The 19,089-nt window shown below is 41.3% G+C and carries 15 protein-coding genes, 2 tRNA genes, 2 rRNA genes and 1 pseudogene; 8 read left to right on the forward strand and 12 right to left on the reverse strand.

The features are described 5' to 3' along the window. Positions 1–119 precede the first annotated feature (119 nt). Positions 120–338 (forward strand): hypothetical protein, encoded by a 219-nt coding sequence (locus DQN58_RS02845; protein WP_005715671.1) that lies wholly within the window; start codon positions 120–122, stop codon positions 336–338. Positions 339–470: 132 nt separating this feature from the next. On the opposite strand, the gene DQN58_RS02850 is transcribed toward DQN58_RS02845, so the two are convergent. Next, the gene (locus DQN58_RS02850) at positions 471–779 is read right to left on the reverse strand and encodes a helix-turn-helix domain-containing protein (protein WP_005715674.1); all 309 of its coding nucleotides are present in this window, start codon (positions 777–779) and stop codon (positions 471–473) included. Positions 780–820: 41 nt separating this feature from the next. Between DQN58_RS02850 and DQN58_RS02855 the strand changes: the two genes are divergently transcribed. After that, positions 821–1,435, forward strand: a complete 615-nt coding sequence (locus DQN58_RS02855) for a recombinase family protein (protein WP_005715676.1) — start codon at positions 821–823, stop codon at positions 1,433–1,435. A 433-nt stretch (positions 1,436–1,868) separates the two neighbouring features. Here the strand turns inward: DQN58_RS02855 and DQN58_RS02865 are convergent, their stop codons facing one another. The 6 genes and pseudogenes from DQN58_RS02865 to yihA all read right to left on the reverse strand — a co-directional run bounded on the left by DQN58_RS02865 (position 1,869) and on the right by yihA (position 8,082). Next, positions 1,869–2,243 (reverse strand): ASCH domain-containing protein, encoded by a 375-nt coding sequence (locus tag DQN58_RS02865; RefSeq protein ID WP_005715678.1) that lies wholly within the window; start codon positions 2,241–2,243, stop codon positions 1,869–1,871. After that, complete coding sequence (locus tag DQN58_RS02870) at positions 2,215–3,264, reverse strand: GNAT family protein (protein WP_005715680.1); 1,050 nt, start codon at positions 3,262–3,264, stop codon at positions 2,215–2,217. Before DQN58_RS02870 ends, DQN58_RS02865 begins: the two co-directional genes overlap by 29 nt. 9 nt (positions 3,265–3,273) lie before the next feature. After that, on the reverse strand, positions 3,274–4,275 hold the full coding sequence (locus DQN58_RS02875) for a hypothetical protein (protein ID WP_032997736.1): 1,002 nt from the start codon (positions 4,273–4,275) through the stop codon (positions 3,274–3,276). A gap of 361 nt (positions 4,276–4,636) precedes the next feature. Then, positions 4,637–6,385, reverse strand: a complete 1,749-nt coding sequence (locus DQN58_RS02880; protein WP_005715685.1) for a hypothetical protein — start codon at positions 6,383–6,385, stop codon at positions 4,637–4,639. A 107-nt stretch (positions 6,386–6,492) separates the two neighbouring features. After that, a pseudogene (locus tag DQN58_RS02885) lies at positions 6,493–7,353 on the reverse strand (YifB family Mg chelatase-like AAA ATPase); the annotation flags it as partial. Between the two features lie 114 nt (positions 7,354–7,467). Next, the gene (gene yihA / locus DQN58_RS02890; RefSeq protein WP_005715688.1) at positions 7,468–8,082 is read right to left on the reverse strand and encodes a ribosome biogenesis GTP-binding protein YihA/YsxC; all 615 of its coding nucleotides are present in this window, start codon (positions 8,080–8,082) and stop codon (positions 7,468–7,470) included. 142 nt (positions 8,083–8,224) lie between these two features. On the opposite strand from yihA, the gene DQN58_RS02895 reads away from it, so the two are divergent. Further along, entirely contained in the window at positions 8,225–9,100 is an 876-nt protein-coding gene (locus DQN58_RS02895; RefSeq protein ID WP_032998064.1) for a VirK/YbjX family protein, read from the forward strand. 72 nt (positions 9,101–9,172) lie between these two features. Here the strand turns inward: DQN58_RS02895 and trmL are convergent, their stop codons facing one another. The 5 genes from trmL to metN form a co-directional block, all read right to left on the reverse strand. Beyond that, complete coding sequence (gene trmL / locus DQN58_RS02900) at positions 9,173–9,649, reverse strand: tRNA (uridine(34)/cytosine(34)/5-carboxymethylaminomethyluridine(34)-2'-O)-methyltransferase TrmL (protein WP_005704903.1); 477 nt, start codon at positions 9,647–9,649, stop codon at positions 9,173–9,175. A 115-nt stretch (positions 9,650–9,764) separates the two neighbouring features. Continuing rightward, entirely contained in the window at positions 9,765–10,262 is a 498-nt protein-coding gene (locus DQN58_RS02905) for a YbhB/YbcL family Raf kinase inhibitor-like protein (RefSeq protein WP_005715693.1), read from the reverse strand. Positions 10,263–10,366: 104 nt separating this feature from the next. After that, positions 10,367–11,191, reverse strand: coding sequence for a MetQ/NlpA family lipoprotein (locus tag DQN58_RS02910; RefSeq protein ID WP_005715695.1), 825 nt, complete (start codon positions 11,189–11,191; stop codon positions 10,367–10,369). A gap of 34 nt (positions 11,192–11,225) precedes the next feature. Continuing rightward, positions 11,226–11,903: a methionine ABC transporter permease gene (locus DQN58_RS02915; RefSeq protein ID WP_005715697.1), complete on the reverse strand. Its 678-nt coding sequence runs from the start codon at positions 11,901–11,903 to the stop codon at positions 11,226–11,228. Next, a complete protein-coding gene (gene metN, locus DQN58_RS02920) occupies positions 11,893–12,930 on the reverse strand; it encodes a methionine ABC transporter ATP-binding protein MetN (RefSeq protein WP_005715699.1) in 1,038 nt (345 codons plus the stop codon). The genes DQN58_RS02915 and metN overlap by 11 nt, the downstream gene beginning before the upstream one ends. Before the next feature lie 196 nt (positions 12,931–13,126). Here metN and gmhB point away from each other — a divergent pair, with 196 nt between their 5' ends. From gmhB to DQN58_RS02945, 5 genes are all read left to right on the forward strand, one after another. After that, on the forward strand, positions 13,127–13,684 hold the full coding sequence (gene gmhB / locus DQN58_RS02925; RefSeq protein WP_005715701.1) for a D-glycero-beta-D-manno-heptose 1,7-bisphosphate 7-phosphatase: 558 nt from the start codon (positions 13,127–13,129) through the stop codon (positions 13,682–13,684). A 281-nt stretch (positions 13,685–13,965) separates the two neighbouring features. Then, a 16S ribosomal RNA gene (locus DQN58_RS02930) occupies positions 13,966–15,505 on the forward strand. Between the two features lie 90 nt (positions 15,506–15,595). After that, a tRNA-Ile gene (locus DQN58_RS02935) sits at positions 15,596–15,672 on the forward strand. Between the two features lie 96 nt (positions 15,673–15,768). Beyond that, positions 15,769–15,844, forward strand: a tRNA-Ala gene (locus tag DQN58_RS02940). Between the two features lie 314 nt (positions 15,845–16,158). Beyond that, a 23S ribosomal RNA gene (locus DQN58_RS02945) occupies positions 16,159–19,055 on the forward strand. Together the 16S and 23S rRNA genes with 2 tRNA genes alongside form the textbook arrangement of a ribosomal RNA operon. Positions 19,056–19,089: the final 34 nt, after the last annotated feature.

A 19,089-nucleotide genomic window follows, 5' to 3' on the forward strand; every position in this document is an offset into this window, starting at 1 on the left:
TTTGACTTGAAAAATATCATTTTTGCGATCTGAATCACAAAATTATTTCCGAAACCTATATAGAGAGAAAATTACCGATAAACTAATCTCTATTATCAGCACATAAATAGAGGTTTATTATGAAAAAAGTACAGTTATCACTTAAAGAACAGTTCAGATTATGGCTTGAAACAGAGCGGGAAATAGATGAAATAATAGCTATAGTAAAGATACCTTGTATTTTATCTAAATTAGATAGTAAGTTAGCTGTTGTGAGTGGGAATCGGCTAGAAAAACGTTACTTATACAAATGGATTAAGTATTTTCGTATAGACCGTGTAATTGGAAGCGTTTTTTAAGATCTACTAAATTATTTTTAATTTCTAATTGAAAAAGGCTTTTCAAGATTTTTCAATTTTTAGTTTCTGTTTTAGAATGAAATAAGTAACTTTATTTTATCTATTTTGATAGGGAGCTCTCGTTCCCTACTTCTATAGCTTATTTAATAAATTCGAAATAATCAGTTTCATCATATCTATATCAATATATTGCTTTCCTGAACCAGATATTTGCCAAACATATTTTCGAATATGTGCAGAGAGATACATTAATTTTATAAGGTAAATACCGTTGGGGAACCTTTCATTTCTTAACCACGCTTTTACTGTTCTTTCGCATACACCTAATTTCTTCGATAACTCAAGTGTTGACCAGAACTGTTCATGCATTTCTTGCCGAAGTTCGACGATGAAATCTTCTCTGAAATTTTTGGGTAAAATCTTATCCGTTGTGTGCAACATAAGGTTCTCCTTTTCCGTTATAGTGACTGTGGAGGTGAAATATGGAATATAAAAATCTTGCTGTTGCTTATATCCGTATGTCTACGGAGCATCAGGAATTTTCACCGGATATACAACGTCGTTTCATTCAAAAATATGCTAAGGAGCAAGGGCTTATACTCACTAGGGAATACCTAGATGAGGGAAGAAGTGGATTAAGCGCAGAAAAACGTCCTCAGTTTTTATCGCTCATTAACTTTGTACAATCCGGTAATGCTGATTTTTCACATATTCTTGTTTATGACATTAGCCGATGGGGGCGCTTTCTGAATATTGATGAATCTGCACATTATGAACAAATTTGTTCAAAAATGGGGGTTAAAGTGCATTACTGTGCAGAACCTTTTAAGGGAAACGACATTGGTTCTCAAATTTTTAAAGCGGTAAAACGTTGGTCTGCCGGAGAATACTGCCGTGAGCTAGGTGAAAAAGTTTTTAATGGTCAGAAAAATTTGATTGAGCGTGGATTTCGTCAAGGTGGACCAGCTGGATTTGGGTTAAGACGCCTATTATTAAGTGCTGATGGTTCGCCAAAATTTGAACTAAAAGCGGGCGACAGGAAGAGTTTGCAGTTGTGGTTGAATTTCCTATCAATTTACAAGCGGGAGATAGTGTAGTTGAGCAAATAAGTTCATATAATATAGATGCTTATGATGCTTTATTTTTATTGGCGATGAGAGAACATAAGATAAATAACATTATTACAGACGATAAAGATTTTCTTAATGTATCTAGTATAGATGTCTATTCTGTAAGCTAAAATAAGTGATGGCACCTGCTTATGCCAGATTTTTCGTATTCACATGAAATTGTTGGTTTAACCAGTTCTCGGCAAAGATTCTGAACGGTCTTCAGTAAAATCTCAATAGCAGATAATTTATTATTTCTTTTAAGATTTGTACTACATTTAAGCTTTAATATATTATGAAACTATATCTTAAAATTAAGGGGCTAGGTTAGCCCCTTTTATTTTCAATAAATTTTAGCCTATTTTTGAATTCTATTAACCAAACCATAAAAAATAGAACAGCAATAGGTTTGGTGGATCAATTACTCAATATAGCAATAAGATTGCGGAGGCGTGCCTGATGGCAGTATATCTGAGATGCCTAGAGGCTCATCGTATAACCGAAATGAATCAATTTCAAAAGCATGCGCTAAAGGTCTTGTGGAAAAATACTGATCGAAGAAATTTTTCGTAATGCCTGAAAATTCCTTTGTTCTTTCCCAAAGAGATTCCGGTACATGAGATAGCGTATCCTTGACTTTAAACTCTCCAACAACCTTTCCTACTGGCATTGTGGAATAAACGACAACTGTTGTTATACCCTCACGTTTTGGTAGCGATTTTCTGAACTCAAACTTTTTTTCACCGGAAATGATCTTTTCTACAAACTCAGGTTTGATTGACAATAAAACTTTCATCTGTGTGTGATAACCTTAAAATACAACTAAATTGCTCATTAGATATTGGTTCTAATACGATTCTAGTCTGATCTCCTATCAAGTTATTGTCAAGTAATTCTTTCCTATTAGTTCGTTTGGGGAACGCAATATTGTAAGTAAAACGAATCACATAAGGGTATTTTTTCTCCTTGTAAAATTGGGATAGTTCGTTTGTAGTGAATACACTAAATTTACTGCAATACTGCAAGTAAGATTCCTCTGTCGTAAATTCTGAAATATGGCGGACCTCTTCGACAACGCAAACAGATGATACAACAGCTCTATGATATGCCGGACCTTTACCATCCCCCGTTCTATATATTACGAGTACATCACCCCTTTTTAAATCTCCAGCTCCATAAGCGGCTGATATATAAATTTTGTGTATGCTATTTGAGTACGAAACATCTTGAACAATATCAATTGACTCATTAGATAAGATAGATTCCGGAAATAATCTAGTATGATATTTCGGATAAATAGCCAGTAAATATTTATTAGTGTTAGGATAAACATATGGATAATCTAAGATAATATCTCCAACAACATGACGCATGTTTCTCATATAAACAAATTCAGTGCCATTTATGGTATCTTTCGTTCCAGCAGCATAAAAACCATATTTTTGAAATAAATTAATAAGATAACTATGCTTTTCGAAGATTGTGAGATAAATTAACTCTATGTGCTTGGAGATTGCTATATCAAGGATTTTTTTTATAAATCTCTGCCCCCTTAATGTTCCTTGGGGGGTGAATTTAAATGTACCAACTTTTAATATTCTGCGGTTATATATGGCTGGCTCTATATCGGGAATGTCATTTTCAAACTTAAGATACAAAAAACCATCAATCTTATTGTTATTATAAAGAACATAAGCGTAGTCATTAGCTTTACGTCTAAACCAATCAGGGAATTCTTTGTAATCGTCTTTTAAACTATCAAAAAATGGATCATTTAGGTCGATTTCTGAAAATTTAGAATAAGTTAAGTTATCCATTATAATCTCCTATATTAGATATTTTTTAATGATTTCAAATATGCCAGATGAAATTAATGATATAGATATAATAATGCCCACATAAACCATTACTCTTTTACCTACATTTAGTGGATACTTAAATCTTGCTAATTTTTCAAATGAAAAAGCATCATCGCTATCATTTTTAAAATGGTAGGCAATCATATCAATGTCATTTATTTTAATATAATCTTTCCATACCTCATTTTCTAATATCCTACTTTTTACTTTTATATCTCCCACCGTTATAAACTCATCAGTAGAATTTCTTATTATTAAGTAATGAACCTTATTGATTGAAAATATTGGCATTTTTAGGAAACATTCTTTTATCTCATCCGAGCATGAACGTAGATCATTAATTCTAAAGTCTATCAGTTCAGTTGTTCTTAAGGAGATGTCTTGTAGAGGGTTTATTCTCTCGTTTTCATTTTGTATTATTTTTGTTCCTTTCTTAGCATGAATTCTAAATCTAAAATAATACTTTTTAACTTGCTCTAAATCTGGGTGAAATTCTACCTCTTCATCAGATAATATTTCACTTGTATTTATATGTATTTGACTATAGTTATCTTTGTTATTAAATTGTAATTGACTATTATCATCCCGATCAATTTTTAGAGAATAAATCATGAAAACATCATTTTCCTCAGTTTTATTATTTCTAGAGTCATAATCTCCATGTTTTATTACTTTTCTTCTTTTGGGATAAGTGTTAGATATTTCACATCTCTCATTAAATATTGCATCAGATATTGTGTTGGAATTAAAAATTTTACCACCAAGATCTAATACTTGATTTATTTTTAATGGTGTAAAAAATATAATTTTATTTACCTTTTTAATGTCATGAATCATAAAGCCAAAGTCAATGATTATATCATTATTGTTACTGGCTCTATATCTCCATAGGTTTATATGAATATCGATTTTTGTTTGGGATTCATCTTTAATTCTCTTTTCATATCCCAAAATAAAACTTCTCATCATTTTAAGGTTCCTTTTTATTTGTCTTGTAAAATTTATTTCTCGTAATATAAAGTGAGGAGTCTTTAATATTATAGCTGTAAGTAAATTTCTCAATACACTTACAAATATAGAGTATTTATGGCTAAACATTACTTACTTAGACTGAATATTTTCAGTAAGTTTACTTATTCCAATTGTACACTCGGTTACTGCTTTCTACTTATGAATATCGATTGAATTAGACTGTCGTTTTTTTGTAGTCCAGTAATTGATATTTATCAGAAATATTCCTTATTTTTAAGGAAATTATAGTTTCATACCTATGCTAATAAGACTTAATCTAGGAGTAATCGTCAATACTTCTTCTACTCACCTCCTTACTTTAAAGTAGCTTTCCGATTCCATTCCAAACCCAGTTATTGTTTGTCTTTTTAGCTTCTCTATGTCTAAATAACGACATTTTTCCATCCTTAGAATCAACATAATCACTACTTACGCCTTCGCTTGATATAATTTCAATAAACAGCTTGAATAGATTCTCATCTCGACTATAAATATCACCTTCGCCTGATAGAAATTGTTGAATATTTCGGGGTTCATAAACGACACTACTAAAACCTGAGTTTTCTTTTTCATTTCGGGCAGGGAAACTTAGTACAAAGAATGTTCTTTGTTGCACATCTACTCGCAATATTAACGCCGCGACTGGATAGTATTGTTCTAGAGAATCAAGGATTTCTTCTAATGAAACTAACGTAAATTTATCGCTTTCGTTAAATCCAAGCTTAGGTGTGTACCAATAGACCTTAGCGCCTTGCTCGTTACGTAGGCGTTTAGCGTGTTCCCAAACGGTATCGAGGCGTGATTTACCTTCAATATCTTGATTACTAGGAATGTCATAGAAGCAGTTAGCAATACCTGTATTACCTGTTTTCCCTTGTTTCTCACCCACTCCGTAATTCTCTGGTTCATTGTAATTTAAGAATTTAACTTTACCGCCTTTTTCAGTTTCTTGAACAAGCTGAATACGGTTAATTGCTCGCTCTTCACCAAGCAATTTCAGGTGTTCAATCACATCCGCCGCCACAAGGTTATTCACGTTATCTAATGCAATGTCGAGCTTTTCAAGTTCATGTTCTCGTTCTTGTTTTCTCGTTCTGTATTGAGGTTCACCGCCTTTTTGCCCCTTACCATCTTTGCTTGTTTTTATCGCAGAATGATAATAAAGGTTAATTGGCTCGCCTTGTGGTTGACTAATCCCTGTAATTTGGCAGCAAAGCACTGAATTTCCTAACTCAATACCATAGAATGAAAGCATGATTGGTTTGTCGTGCCAGCAAGGAATGCGATAGTGCAGTCTTTCTTGACCTTTAGAAAAGATGATTTTAGTCGTTATATCTTTTACGACTGTTTTTGTGTAAGCGTCATATTTCAAGTGATAAAGAAACACCGCGTCTTTCGTGGAAAGGTTATTCGGTATGAACACGCCTTTTTCTTTGAAAAATTCATTCAGGTGTAATTTCTTCTCAACTTTACTCCAGTTGTCTGTAATCAAGATGCGTTTTAACTCGCTCGAATAACCATAGTGAGCCATAAAGAAGTGTAACGGATGAACAATATAAGACTTACTATCACCTTTGGGTTGAATGACAAGCAGTTGATTTCCATCTTTCTTGAAATCATCTAAATAAGATGAATAAACGTACTTATCTGCTTCAAATGGATGCGCTGATTCCTTGTCCGTCCAAAGAGGTTTATAAGTCAACCCTTCACTTTTTGAAAAGGTAACTTTAAATTCTTTAAGTTTGAACTTATACTCCGATTCACCTTCTTTCCAAATGCTACCGAATGGAACTTTATGTAGGTAATTGATAGGTAACTTAATAACAAAGAAACTCTGGCATTCTTTGCTGGTATTCTTATTTATATAGGTAGGTTTAGTTAAATTGATAAAAGTGACTTCAACGAGTGTTTTAGATTTATCGAGCGAAAGACGGTTTTCATACCAAGTGGCAACGTACTCATGTTCCTTATTGTAAAAACCGCGAAGAGGTTTTTCAAAATACTTTTCTAAATTAAGCGCACAACGCCAGCGAACTCTATCTAAATTATTCTCGTCGAAATATGACATAATCAACTTCCTTTTCAGTCAGTTAAATAGATAAGTAGATTATAAATGATTTGGATTATAAGGCGACAATTATTTGTATCGTTTGACAATTATTTGTAATTTTAACAACCGCCACCCACCAATGCCGGTGTGGAGGCACTGTGGTGAGGCGCACGGAAGGGGCGTTGTTTCCAGTTGTGAAAATTTAGTTCATTTTGCACCAAACTGGCCACAGAGGCGGTTTCAATGGCTTCTTGGTCGCTCATTTCCGGCAGTAATCCGGTTAAGCGACTGGCAAGCATGGTCTTTCCTGTGCCGGGTGGGCCTAAAAATAACAAATTATGCTGCCCTGCCGCGGCAATCATTAAGGCACGCTTGGCATGTTGTTGGCCGATGATATCCGTCAGATCTTTAGGATTTTCAGGGAAAAAATCCACCGCACTTTGAGTTTTGATGTCTCCGGCAAGAGGTAATACTCCCTGCTGATTGAGAAATTGCACCACATCTAATAAGGAATTGGCGTAATAGGTTTCTTGCTCTGAAACCAGAGAGGCTTCATTGGCATTGCCTAGTGCAATAATGCATTTTCGCTTGGCTTGTTTCGCTGCCAGAATCGCAGGGATGACACCATGCACCGCGCGCAGTTGGCCGGTCAGGGCAAGTTCGCCGATAAATTCAAATTGTTTTAACTTTTCTGCATCAATATAACCGGAGGCGGCAAGCATGCCGATGGCAATCGGCAAATCAAAACGCCCGCCTTCTTTGGGTAAGTCTGCCGGGGCGAGGTTGACGGTAATACGCTTGGCGGGGTAGCGAAATTCGGCATTCAGCAACGCACTGCGGACACGGTCTTGGGCTTCTTTCACCGTTTTTTCCGGCAAGCCGACAAGGGTAAAGCCCGGTTTGCCGTTGCTTAAATGTACTTCAATGGTGACTAGTGGTGCTTGAACGCCTATGGAGGCGCGACTGTAAACGATGGCTAAAGACATGTTGGGCTCCATCATGCTGAAGAAAAAAGCGGAGCGACAAACATAAAAAAAGTGCGAAATGAAAGAAATTCACACCGCACTTTTTTGCGATCAGGATCGCAGAAATGGCTTTTTTTAGGCGAAAACTGGGGCAAACCAGGCGTCTAATTTGACGGCTAAGCGATCAATCCCAGTACGTTTCAACGCAGAAAAGGCTTCCACTTGAATATCGCCTTGGAACGGTAAAATTGCTTCACGCACCATTTTGACTTGTTTGCTGCGTTCGCTTTGGCTCAGTTTATCCGCTTTCGTGAGCAGTAATAATACCGGTAATTTGGAAGCTACTGCCCATTCAATCATTTGCTGATCCAAATCTTTGAGCGGATGACGAATGTCCATCAAAATCACAATCCCGGCAAGACACTCACGCTTTTGCAAATATTCGCCAAGGGCTTGTTGCCACTGCAATTTCATTTGTTCCGGTACGGCGGCATAGCCATAGCCCGGCAAATCCACTAACTTGCATTGCGGTTCCACTTCAAACAAATTGATGAGTTGGGTACGCCCTGGGGTTTTTGACGTACGGGCAAGGTTTTTCTGATTCGTTAAGGCATTCAATGCCGTTGATTTGCCTGCATTAGAGCGACCGGCAAAGGCGATTTCAACACCGCTATCTTCCGGCAGACTTTTGAGGTTCGGCGAGCTGGTTAAAAAATGGGTTTTGTGATAATTCAGTTTAATTTCTGACATGGTGTGCTTTGTATCCAAGGTGATAAATTGCCGGCTAGGATACTTTATCGGCCGTAAAAAAACGATAAAAAAATGCAAAAAAGATGGGATTATGCGAAAATGTGCCCCGATTTTTCCTTATTTGAACCTAAATAAATTTATTATGACACAGCAACATGTTTATCAATGGCCGGATCCTCATGCGTTATATCCAGATAGAAATCAGAAATCTTACCGTATGAAGCGTTTCCGTTATCGCTTGCGTTCTTGGCTGCACTGGCAGGCAGTGAAAAAATTCGAAAGCGTCGTGAACCAAAAACCGTGGCTCGTTGACTTGCTTAATCAACGGGCAAATTTTAGCTATCCGTTAGTGCATCGTTTTTTGGATAAACGCTTTAATACGCAACAACGTTTTGACGCCATGTGCGACAACCTGACGTTTTTACCGGAAAAATTGACCGCACTTGGGTTGCCGCCGTTGTGGCAACAAGCCATTTCTTTTGGTGAGGTCATTCCTGATTTTGAAATGCGGCTCACCATCACCGATTATCAGCCGATGGAAGGGTTTTGGACGTTAGAGCTGGTTCATTCACCAAGTCAAGAATTGGTTTATTTATTGACCTTCGGCAAAGTGCAACAGGCGCTTTTAATTGCGGTAATTCAAGGGCCGAATTTTGAAGGTTCAAAAGAAATGGTGAAATTGCTGACCAAGAAATGCCATGGTTTACGTCCGGCTTATTTGATGGTGGAAGCCATGAAAGCCCTGACCAATGTGTTAGGTTATTCTGCCTTATGGGGCATTCCGCATAAATATCAAAACAAATCCCGTTTCGTGCAAAGCAAACGTTATGTGGTGGACTATGATGCGATTTTCGCGGAATCTGCCGGCACGTTAAAAGATTATTGGGAATTGCCACTGCATTTTGAAACCAAAAATATGGACGATATTCCAAGCAATAAGCGTTCCATGTACCGTAAACGCTATGCCATGTTGGAGCAATTACAGGAAAATATGGCAACCGCATTAAATGTGCGCTAGGCATTTACCGTAAAAATGCGAGAAAAAACGACCGCACTTAAAAAAGAAGCCCATCAGACGATGGGCTTTTTGTTATCGGTTTAAATTTACCGCACCTTGATATCCTAGCTGGCGCCATGCTTCATACACGGTGACGGCCACCGAGTTTGAAAGATTCATGCTGCGGCTGTTGGCTGTCATGGGAATGCGGATTTTTTGTTCCGCCGGCATGCTATTTAAAATGTCCATCGGAATGCCGCGGGTTTCCGGGCCGAACATTAAATAGTCGCCTAATTCAAACTTTACTTCGCTGTGTGCTGGGGTACCTTTTGTCGTTAAGGCAAACAAACGTTTCGGTTGTTCACTTTGCAAAAAGGCCTCGAAAGTTTTGTGCTTTTTGATGTCGGCAAATTCGTGGTAATCCAAGCCGGAGCGACGCAATTTTTTGTCATCCCAGGTAAAACCCAGTGGCTCGATTAAATGTAAGCGAAAGCCGGTGTTGGCACATAAGCGAATAATATTGCCGGTGTTTTGCGGAATTTCCGGTTCGTATAAAACAATATCTAACATGATGTTCTCGATTGAATAAAAATAAACGGCTTATTATAGGCGCAAAAAAGGGTGTCTAAAAGCGCTCATAAAAAATCCTCGTCAATGTGACGAGGATTTTTCTTAAACCGATGCATTAAACGTTATACCAACCTACTAAATAGGCTTGATCTAAAATATGCCCTTGCATGGCGTAATGGAGTTCGTTGAAACGGAAACCTTGCGGCAAATTGAGTTTGGTATCTAACGCATAGACATAAAGTTCATAGCGATGGTTTGAGTTCGGTGGTGCCATGCCGCCGTAAGCAGAGGCTTCTTTGATGTCAAACTTGCCTAATACGCTTGCCCAACTGTTTGCACCTTGTACGAAATCTGTCGCTGTTTGGCTTTCGTTTTCTTGCACGGAAGTGCGTTCCAAGTCAGCAATGAGCCAGTGCGTCCAAACAAAGCCGGCAGCGCTGATGGCATCTTTATCTTCTAGCACTACAGCAAAGGATTTTGTGCCGGCAGGCACATCGGTGATTTCAAAAGGAATGGAGTAGGTGGGCATGCCATTTGGGCTAAACTGCGAGCCTCGCTTGCCGTATTTGTCGGCGTAATGTCCGTTTTCAATAGCTGAACTGGTGACTTTCATCTTGATTTCCCCCGTAAAAAACGTGTAAAAAAAAGACCGCACTTTGGCTTTTCATTGCCTAAAAGTGCGGTCTCATTTTACGGTGTTTTTATAGGGGCTTCAAATTACCAACCTTTTACTACTCCGTCTTTAAAGTGTTTTTTCGCTTCTTGTTCCACTTCCGGTGTTTGGTAAGCTTTCACGAAATCTTGTACTGCTTTGCTGTCTTTGTTGTCAGTACGTGCCACGATAATGTTCACATATGGAGAATCTTTATCTTCCACGAACACGCCGTGATCTTGTGCATTTAAGCCTACTTGGCCGGCATAGTTGTTATTCACAACGGCTAAATCCACATCGTCTAAAGCACGTGCCGCAACAGAAGTATCCACTTCTTTCACTTGTAAATGTTTTGGATTTTCAACGATATCCATGGAAGTAGAGAACAAGTTTGTGGCATCTTTTAATTTAATTAAACCTTGTTTTTCTAACAAGATTAACGCGCGTGCCAAGTTACTTGGGTCGTTTGGTACAGCAACCACCGCGCCATCTTGCAACTCATTTACGCTTTTGATTTTTTTGGAGTAACCGGCTAACGGATAAACAAAGGTGTTACCCACGATAACGAGGTTGTTTAAACCTTTCGCTTGGGAATCTTTGTCTAAATACGGTTTGTGTTGCATAGCGTTAGCATCTAAATCGCCTTTAGAAACGGCTGTATTTGGTAAGGCGTAGTCGTTAAATAAAACGTATTCTACGTCTAAGTTATATTTTTCTTTTGCGACTTTAGCAGCAATCTCAGCTACTTCGTGTTCTGGGCCAGCCATTACGCCGACTTTAATTTTTGCCGGTGCTTCTGCTGTCGCTTCCGGTTTTTTCTCTTCGTTACATGCTGTTAATGCAAATACGGAGGCAAGAGTTGCTACGCCGAGTAATTTTTTTAAGTTCATAAAAGATCCTCTTTTAATGTTAATGCTAAGTGAATTAACGATGATCAACGCGTTTAGCTAAATCATCGCCAAGTTTTTGTGAAATCATGACGAATACGACAATAATAATTGTGGCGACCCATTTAACGTACATCATGTTGCGATATTCGCCGTAGTTAATGGCAAGGCTACCTAAACCACCGCCGCCGACAATGCCCGCCATGGCGGAATAGCCCACTAGGGTAACTAAGGTCAGTGTAATGCCGTTAATTAGGGTTGGTAGCGCTTCCGGTAAATAGAATTTGCGGATGATTTGCCAATTTGTCGCCCCCATGGCTTTTGCGGCTTCCGTTAAGCCTTTTGGGACTTCCACCAAGGCATTAGCAGTTAAACGTGCCACAAACGGCATTGCGCAAATGCTTAATGGGATAATTGCCGCCGTTGTACCCAGCGTCGTATTCAAAATGAAACGGGTAAACGGTAACAAAATGATTAATAAAATAATGAATGGAATGGAGCGTCCAATGTTAATCACAATGTTCAAAATGAGATTTAAACGTGCGTTTTGCAGAATTTCGCCTTTACCGGTGAGGAACGTCACAACGCCAAAAGGTAAACCGATGAGCACAGCTAACAAGGTAGATGCAAAGCTGATATACACGGTTTCATAGGTAGAAACCCACACTGCTTGCCACATTTGAGGCGTAAGTTGCGTTAAAAAATCATTCCACATAGCCTAATACCTCAACGCGTACGTTATTTTCCATTAAATAGATTTTGGTTTGTGTAATAGCATCTTCGTCGCCTTCCACTTCAGCTACGGTGAAACCGAATTTCACGCCGCCGGCGTATTCAATTTGGGACGTTAAAATGCTTAATTCCACACCGAATTTTTTGGAGGCTTGGGACAACAATGGGGCATCCACCGAGCGTCCGGTAAACTCGAATTTGATAATCGGGTAAGACTTGGCGTGCTTCGGTGTTTGCAGTAGGTTATCTAAATATTCATCCGGCAAATTGACACTAAAGGTCGAACGAATAAATTGTTGTGCCAGTTCGGTTTTCGGATTAGAGAAGATGTCGCTCACCGAGCCTTGTTCTATCAGTTTGCCGTGGTCAATGATAGCAACCAAATCGCAAATGCGCTTCACGACATCCATTTCGTGGGTAATTAAGAGAATTGTGATACCTAAAGTGCGGTTGATTTCTTTTAATAATTTTAAGATGGAATGGGTGGTTGCCGGATCCAGTGCGCTGGTGGCTTCGTCGCACAATAACACTTTTGGATTGCTTGCTAGTGCACGTGCAATGGCGACGCGTTGTTTTTGACCGCCGGATAAATTAGACGGATACACATTTTTTTTATCGCTTAATCCTACCAAAGAGAGTAACTCATTGACTTTCGCTTCGATTTTTTCTTTCGGTGTGCCTTCTAATTCTAAAGGCAGCGCGACATTACCAAAGACGGTGCGGGAGCTCAATAAATTGAAATGTTGGAAAATCATGCCAATATTACGGCGTTCTAATACAAGTTCCGCATCGCTAAGTTGAGTGAGATCTTTGCTGTCAATGATCACGGAACCTACGGTTGGTTTTTCTAATAGGTTGACGCAACGAATCAGGGTACTTTTACCTGCACCGGATGCGCCGATAACGCCACAGATATGTCCTTTCGGAATATCTAAAGAAACGTTATCAAGTGCGGTCAGTTTTTTACCTGAAACGTCGAAAATTTTGCTGACATTCTCTAGCTTAATCATATAAGCCCTTTTGCTGTTTAATTTTTATCGAAAAGAATTTTTGTATTCTAGACGTCTAGAATGCTATGTCAACATTTATCCGCGACATTCTTATAATTATTTGTTTCTCTATAGAACAAAATAGCAGAGGGTTTGCACGAGATAGAAATAAAGAAGATAATCGACAGCTATGCATAGATAGACAGGATAAACAAATATGAAAAAAGCGGTTTTTTTAGATCGAGACGGTACGTTGAATATTGATTACGGTTACGTGCATGACATTGATCATTTTCATTTTATTGAGGGAAGTATTGAGGCGCTAAAAAAACTCAAAGAAATGGGCTATTTGTTGGTTCTGGTGACAAATCAATCCGGCATTGCACGAGGTTTTTTTACCGAGGAACAGTTTTTGCAGTTGACGGAGTGGATGGATTGGTCGTTGGCGGATCGTGGTGTTGATTTGGATGGCATCTATTACTGCCCTCATCATCCGGAGGCAAAATTTGCAGAGTTTAAACAGGATTGTGATTGCCGTAAACCGAAGTCGGGGATGTTATTGCAGGCGATTGAAGAATTGAAAATTGATCCGTCAAGATCGATTATGATCGGTGACAAAGTTGATGATCTACTTGCAGGGAAAGGGGCAAAGATTAACACAAATATCTTAGTGCGAACCGGCAAGGAGATTACGCCTGAGGGGGAAAGTGCGGCAGACTATGTATTAGATTCCATAGCGGATCTGCCAAGGTTGATTTCTAGACAAAAGATCTAAAAAATAATCAATTAAAAAATATTTTGTAAAAAATTGAAAAAAGGGGTTGCAAGGCCATGATAAATGCCTATAATACGCCCCCACAACGACGCGCCGTTGTAAAGCATAAAACTGCGCGTCGTTTTTTGTTCTTTAACAATCAATCAGACAAACTGTGTGGGCACTTGAAGATTCGTTTTTATTATTAAGAATTTTAAAATTGAACTGAATAGTGCTACGAAAATTCGTTTATTTATATAGATGATTAATTAAGTCAGCAGTATTGAGCGATTAAACTTTTTGAACTGAAGAGTTTGATCATGGCTCAGATTGAACGCTGGCGGCAGGCTTAACACATGCAAGTCGAACGGTAACAGGAGAGAGCTTGCTTTCTTGCTGACGAGTGGCGGACGGGTGAGTAATGCTTGGGAATCTGGCTTATGGAGGGGGATAACGACGGGAAACTGTCGCTAATACCGCGTAGAGTCGAGAGACGAAAGTGCGGGACCGCAAGGCCGCATGCCATAGGATGAGCCCAAGTGGGATTAGGTAGTTGGTGGGGTAATGGCCTACCAAGCCGACGATCTCTAGCTGGTCTGAGAGGATGACCAGCCACACCGGGACTGAGACACGGCCCGGACTCCTACGGGAGGCAGCAGTGGGGAATATTGCGCAATGGGGGCAACCCTGACGCAGCCATGCCGCGTGAATGAAGAAGGCCTTCGGGTTGTAAAGTTCTTTCGGTGACGAGGAAGGCGTGATGTTTAATAGGCATCACGATTGACGTTAATCACAGAAGAAGCACCGGCTAACTCCGTGCCAGCAGCCGCGGTAATACGGAGGGTGCGAGCGTTAATCGGAATAACTGGGCGTAAAGGGCACGCAGGCGGCTATTTAAGTGAGGTGTGAAATCCCCGGGCTTAACCTGGGAATTGCATTTCAGACTGGGTAGCTAGAGTACTTTAGGGAGGGGTAGAATTCCACGTGTAGCGGTGAAATGCGTAGAGATGTGGAGGAATACCGAAGGCGAAGGCAGCCCCTTGGGAATGTACTGACGCTCATGTGCGAAAGCGTGGGGAGCAAACAGGATTAGATACCCTGGTAGTCCACGCTGTAAACGCTGTCGATTTGGGGATTGGGCCTTGAGCTTGGTGCCCGAAGCTAACGTGATAAATCGACCGCCTGGGGAGTACGGCCGCAAGGTTAAAACTCAAATGAATTGACGGGGGCCCGCACAAGCGGTGGAGCATGTGGTTTAATTCGATGCAACGCGAAGAACCTTACCTACTCTTGACATCCATGGAATCTTGTAGAGATATGAGAGTGCCTTCGGGAACCATGAGACAGGTGCTGCATGGCTGTCGTCAGCTCGTGTTGTGAAATGTTGGGTTAAGTCCCGCAACGAGCGCAACCCTTATCCTTTGTTGCCAGCGATTCGGTCGGGAACTCAAAGGAGACTGCCGGTGATAAACCGGAGGAAGGTGGGGATGACGTCAAGTCATCATGGCCCTTACGAGTAGGGCTACACACGTGCTACAATGGCGTATACAGAGGGCGACGAAGCCGCGAGGTGGAGTGAATCTCACAAAGTACGTCTAAGTCCGGATTGGAGTCTGCAACTCGACTCCATGAAGTCGGAATCGCTAGTAATCGCGAATCAGAATGTCGCGGTGAATACGTTCCCGGGCCTTGTACACACCGCCCGTCACACCATGGGAGTGGGTTGTACCAGAAGTAGATAGCTTAACCTTCGGGAGGGCGTTTACCACGGTATGATTCATGACTGGGGTGAAGTCGTAACAAGGTAACCGTAGGGGAACCTGCGGTTGGATCACCTCCTTACCAAAGATAGAATCGACTTTAAGTGTTCACACAGTTTGTTTGATGGTTGTAGACAAGGAAAGAACAAAATATCGAAGACAAAATCCTATTGGGTCTGTAGCTCAGGTGGTTAGAGCGCACCCCTGATAAGGGTGAGGTCGGTGGTTCAAGTCCACTCAGACCCACCACTTAGACTGGTGAGTTTGGTAGATTGGTTTTGTAACATTAACTAATCTTGAACATATCAAACCGCTATGTGTGAGTGAAAGCCAAGGGATGTGATTGGGGATATAGCTCAGCTGGGAGAGCGCCTGCCTTGCACGCAGGAGGTCAGCGGTTCGATCCCGCTTATCTCCACCAATATCGTCATAGTTAAGTTTATTGAAGTATATTTTTTATCATTTTATTTGATGGTATTAAATATTGCGTTGTGTTAGTTAAAATGAATTTAACTATGATGATAGTAAGTAGCTAATTGACTTACTTACATTGTTTTATCTGTTCTTTAAAAATCTGGAAACAAGCTGAAAACGAGACTTTCAAGAAAGTCTGAGTGAGAGTGATTGATAAAAGGCGATTACTCTTAATTAACTGTTATTAATCGTAGTTGAAGTGTTTGAGGCTTATTGTTTAATGTTATTTAAATAATAAGGTAAGAATACTTGAGGTTGTATGGTTAAGTGACAAAGCGTACAAGGTGGATGCCTTGGCAATCAGAGGCGAAGAAGGACGTGCTAATCTGCGAAAAGCTTGGATGAGTCGATAAGAGGCGTTTAATCCAAGATGTCCGAATGGGGAAACCCAGTGGGTGAAGAACCCACTATCATTATCTGAATCCATAGGATAATGAGGCGAACCGGGAGAACTGAAACATCTAAGTACCCCGAGGAAAAGAAATCAACCGAGATTTTGTGAGTAGCGGCGAGCGAAAGCGAAGGAGCCTGTTAGTGATAGCGGAAGTATTAGAGGAATTGGCTGGGAAGCCAAATCGTAGAGGGTGATAATCCCGTACTCGAAAATACTTTTGTGGTACTGAGCTAACGACAAGTAGGGCGGGACACGTGATATCCTGTTTGAAGATGGGGGGACCATCCTCCAAGGCTAAATACTCCTGATTGACCGATAGTGAACCAGTACTGTGAAGGAAAGGCGAAAAGAACCCCGGTGAGGGGAGTGAAATAGAACCTGAAACCTTGTACGTACAAGCAGTGGGAGCCCGCAAGGGTGACTGCGTACCTTTTGTATAATGGGTCAGCGACTTATATTTTGTAGCGAGGTTAACCGAATAGGGGAGCCGAAGGGAAACCGAGTCTTAACTGGGCGAATAGTTGCAAGGTATAGACCCGAAACCCGGTGATCTAGCCATGGGCAGGTTGAAGGTTGGGTAACACTAACTGGAGGACCGAACCGACTAATGTTGAAAAATTAGCGGATGACTTGTGGCTGGGGGTGAAAGGCCAATCAAACCGGGAGATAGCTGGTTCTCCCCGAAATCTATTTAGGTAGAGCCTTGAGCGGACACCTTCGGGGGTAGAGCACTGTTTCGGCTAGGGGGCCATCCCGGCTTACCAACCCGATGCAAACTACGAATACCGAAGAGTGATACTCAGGAGACACACGGCGGGTGCTAACGTCCGTCGTGGAGAGGGAAACAACCCAGACCGCCAGCTAAGGTCCCAAAGTCTATATTAAGTGGGAAACGAAGTGGGAAGGCTTAGACAGCTAGGATGTTGGCTTAGAAGCAGCCATCATTTAAAGAAAGCGTAATAGCTCACTAGTCGAGTCGGCCTGCGCGGAAGATGTAACGGGGCTCAAATATAGCACCGAAGCTGCGGCATCAGACGTAAGTCTGTTGGGTAGGGGAGCGTTGTGTAAGCGGATGAAGGTTCATCGAGAGGTGGGCTTGACGTATCACAAGTGCGAATGCTGACATAAGTAACGATAAAACGGGTGAAAAACCCGTTCGCCGGAAGACCAAGGGTTCCTGTCCAACGTTAATCGGGGCAGGGTGAGTCGGCCCCTAAGGCGAGGCTGAAAAGCGTAGTCGATGGGAAACGGGTTAATATTCCCGTACTTGGATAAACTGCGATGTGGGGACGGAGCAGGTTAGGTTAGCGTGCTGTTGGATATGCACGTTTAAGTTTGTAGGTGGGAAGTTTAGGCAAATCCGGACTTCCTTAACACTGAGAGATGATGACGAGGCTCTACGGAGCTGAAGTAACTGATACCACACTTCCAGGAAAAGCCACTAAGCTTCAGGTTTATCTAAACCGTACTGAAAACCGACACAGGTGGTCAGGTAGAGAATACTCAGGCGCTTGAGAGAACTCGGGTGAAGGAACTAGGCAAAATAGCACCGTAACTTCGGGAGAAGGTGCGCCGGCGTAGATTGTAGTCCCTTGCGGGCGAAGGTTGAACCGGTCGAAGATACCAGCTGGCTGCAACTGTTTATTAAAAACACAGCACTCTGCAAACACGAAAGTGGACGTATAGGGTGTGATGCCTGCCCGGTGCTGGAAGGTTAATTGATGGTGTAATCGAAAGAGAAGCTCCTGATCGAAGCCCCAGTAAACGGCGGCCGTAACTATAACGGTCCTAAGGTAGCGAAATTCCTTGTCGGGTAAGTTCCGACCTGCACGAATGGCATAATGATGGCCAGGCTGTCTCCACCCGAGACTCAGTGAAATTGAAATCGCCGTGAAGATGCGGTGTACCCGCGGCTAGACGGAAAGACCCCGTGAACCTTTACTATAGCTTGACACTGAACATTGAATTTTGATGTGTAGGATAGGTGGGAGACTTTGAAGTAGTCACGCCAGTGATTATGGAGTCGTCCTTGAAATACCACCCTTTAACGTTTGATGTTCTAACGAAGATTGCGAAACGCGGTCTCGGACAGTGTCTGGTGGGTAGTTTGACTGGGGCGGTCTCCTCCCAAAGAGTAACGGAGGAGCACGAAGGTTTGCTAATCACGGTCGGACATCGTGAGGTTAGTGCAATGGTATAAGCAAGCTTAACTGCGAGACAGACAAGTCGAGCAGGTACGAAAGTAGGTCATAGTGATCCGGTGGTTCTGCATGGAAGGGCCATCGCTCAACGGATAAAAGGTACTCCGGGGATAACAGGCTGATACCGCCCAAGAGTTCATATCGACGGCGGTGTTTGGCACCTCGATGTCGGCTCATCACATCCTGGGGCTGAAGTAGGTCCCAAGGGTATGGCTGTTCGCCATTTAAAGTGGTACGCGAGCTGGGTTTAGAACGTCGTGAGACAGTTCGGTCCCTATCTGCCGTGGGCGTTGGAGAATTGATTGGGGCTGCTCCTAGTACGAGAGGACCGGAGTGGACGCATCACTGGTGTTCCAGTTGTCTCGCCAGAGGCATTGCTGGGTAGCTACATGCGGAAGAGATAAGTGCTGAAAGCATCTAAGCACGAAACTTGCCAAGAGATGAGTTCTCCCTGTCTTTAAGACAGTAAGGGTTGTTTAAGACTAAGACGTAGATAGGTGCGGTGTGTAAGTGTAGTGATACATTGAGCTAACGCATACTAATTGCCCGAGAGGCTTAGCCATACAACGCTCAAGTGTTTTTGGGGAGACCTGGAGC

The sequence above is a fragment of the Aggregatibacter segnis ATCC 33393 genome (assembly GCF_900476035.1).
GTDB classification, from domain to species: domain Bacteria; phylum Pseudomonadota; class Gammaproteobacteria; order Enterobacterales; family Pasteurellaceae; genus Aggregatibacter; species Aggregatibacter segnis.

What these genes read in the sequence shown, in the direction of transcription:
- DQN58_RS02850 (WP_005715674.1), bottom strand. Translation starts at nt 779, where the DNA reads ATGTTGCACACAACGGATAAGATTTTACCCAAAAATTTCAGAGAAGAT.
- DQN58_RS02855 (WP_005715676.1), top strand. Translation starts at nt 821, where the DNA reads ATGGAATATAAAAATCTTGCTGTTGCTTATATCCGTATGTCTACGGAG.
- DQN58_RS02915 (WP_005715697.1), bottom strand. Translation starts at nt 11,903, where the DNA reads ATGTGGAATGATTTTTTAACGCAACTTACGCCTCAAATGTGGCAAGCA.
- metN (WP_005715699.1), bottom strand. Translation starts at nt 12,930, where the DNA reads ATGATTAAGCTAGAGAATGTCAGCAAAATTTTCGACGTTTCAGGTAAA.
- DQN58_RS02865 (WP_005715678.1), bottom strand. Translation starts at nt 2,243, where the DNA reads ATGAAAGTTTTATTGTCAATCAAACCTGAGTTTGTAGAAAAGATCATT.
- DQN58_RS02870 (WP_005715680.1), bottom strand. Translation starts at nt 3,264, where the DNA reads ATGGATAACTTAACTTATTCTAAATTTTCAGAAATCGACCTAAATGAT.
- DQN58_RS02910 (WP_005715695.1), bottom strand. Translation starts at nt 11,191, where the DNA reads ATGAACTTAAAAAAATTACTCGGCGTAGCAACTCTTGCCTCCGTATTT.
- DQN58_RS02880 (WP_005715685.1), bottom strand. Translation starts at nt 6,385, where the DNA reads ATGTCATATTTCGACGAGAATAATTTAGATAGAGTTCGCTGGCGTTGT.
- DQN58_RS02895 (WP_032998064.1), top strand. Translation starts at nt 8,225, where the DNA reads ATGACACAGCAACATGTTTATCAATGGCCGGATCCTCATGCGTTATAT.
- trmL (WP_005704903.1), bottom strand. Translation starts at nt 9,649, where the DNA reads ATGTTAGATATTGTTTTATACGAACCGGAAATTCCGCAAAACACCGGC.
- DQN58_RS02845 (WP_005715671.1), top strand. Translation starts at nt 120, where the DNA reads ATGAAAAAAGTACAGTTATCACTTAAAGAACAGTTCAGATTATGGCTT.
- yihA (WP_005715688.1), bottom strand. Translation starts at nt 8,082, where the DNA reads ATGTCAGAAATTAAACTGAATTATCACAAAACCCATTTTTTAACCAGC.
- DQN58_RS02875 (WP_032997736.1), bottom strand. Translation starts at nt 4,275, where the DNA reads ATGATGAGAAGTTTTATTTTGGGATATGAAAAGAGAATTAAAGATGAA.
- gmhB (WP_005715701.1), top strand. Translation starts at nt 13,127, where the DNA reads ATGAAAAAAGCGGTTTTTTTAGATCGAGACGGTACGTTGAATATTGAT.
- DQN58_RS02905 (WP_005715693.1), bottom strand. Translation starts at nt 10,262, where the DNA reads ATGAAAGTCACCAGTTCAGCTATTGAAAACGGACATTACGCCGACAAA.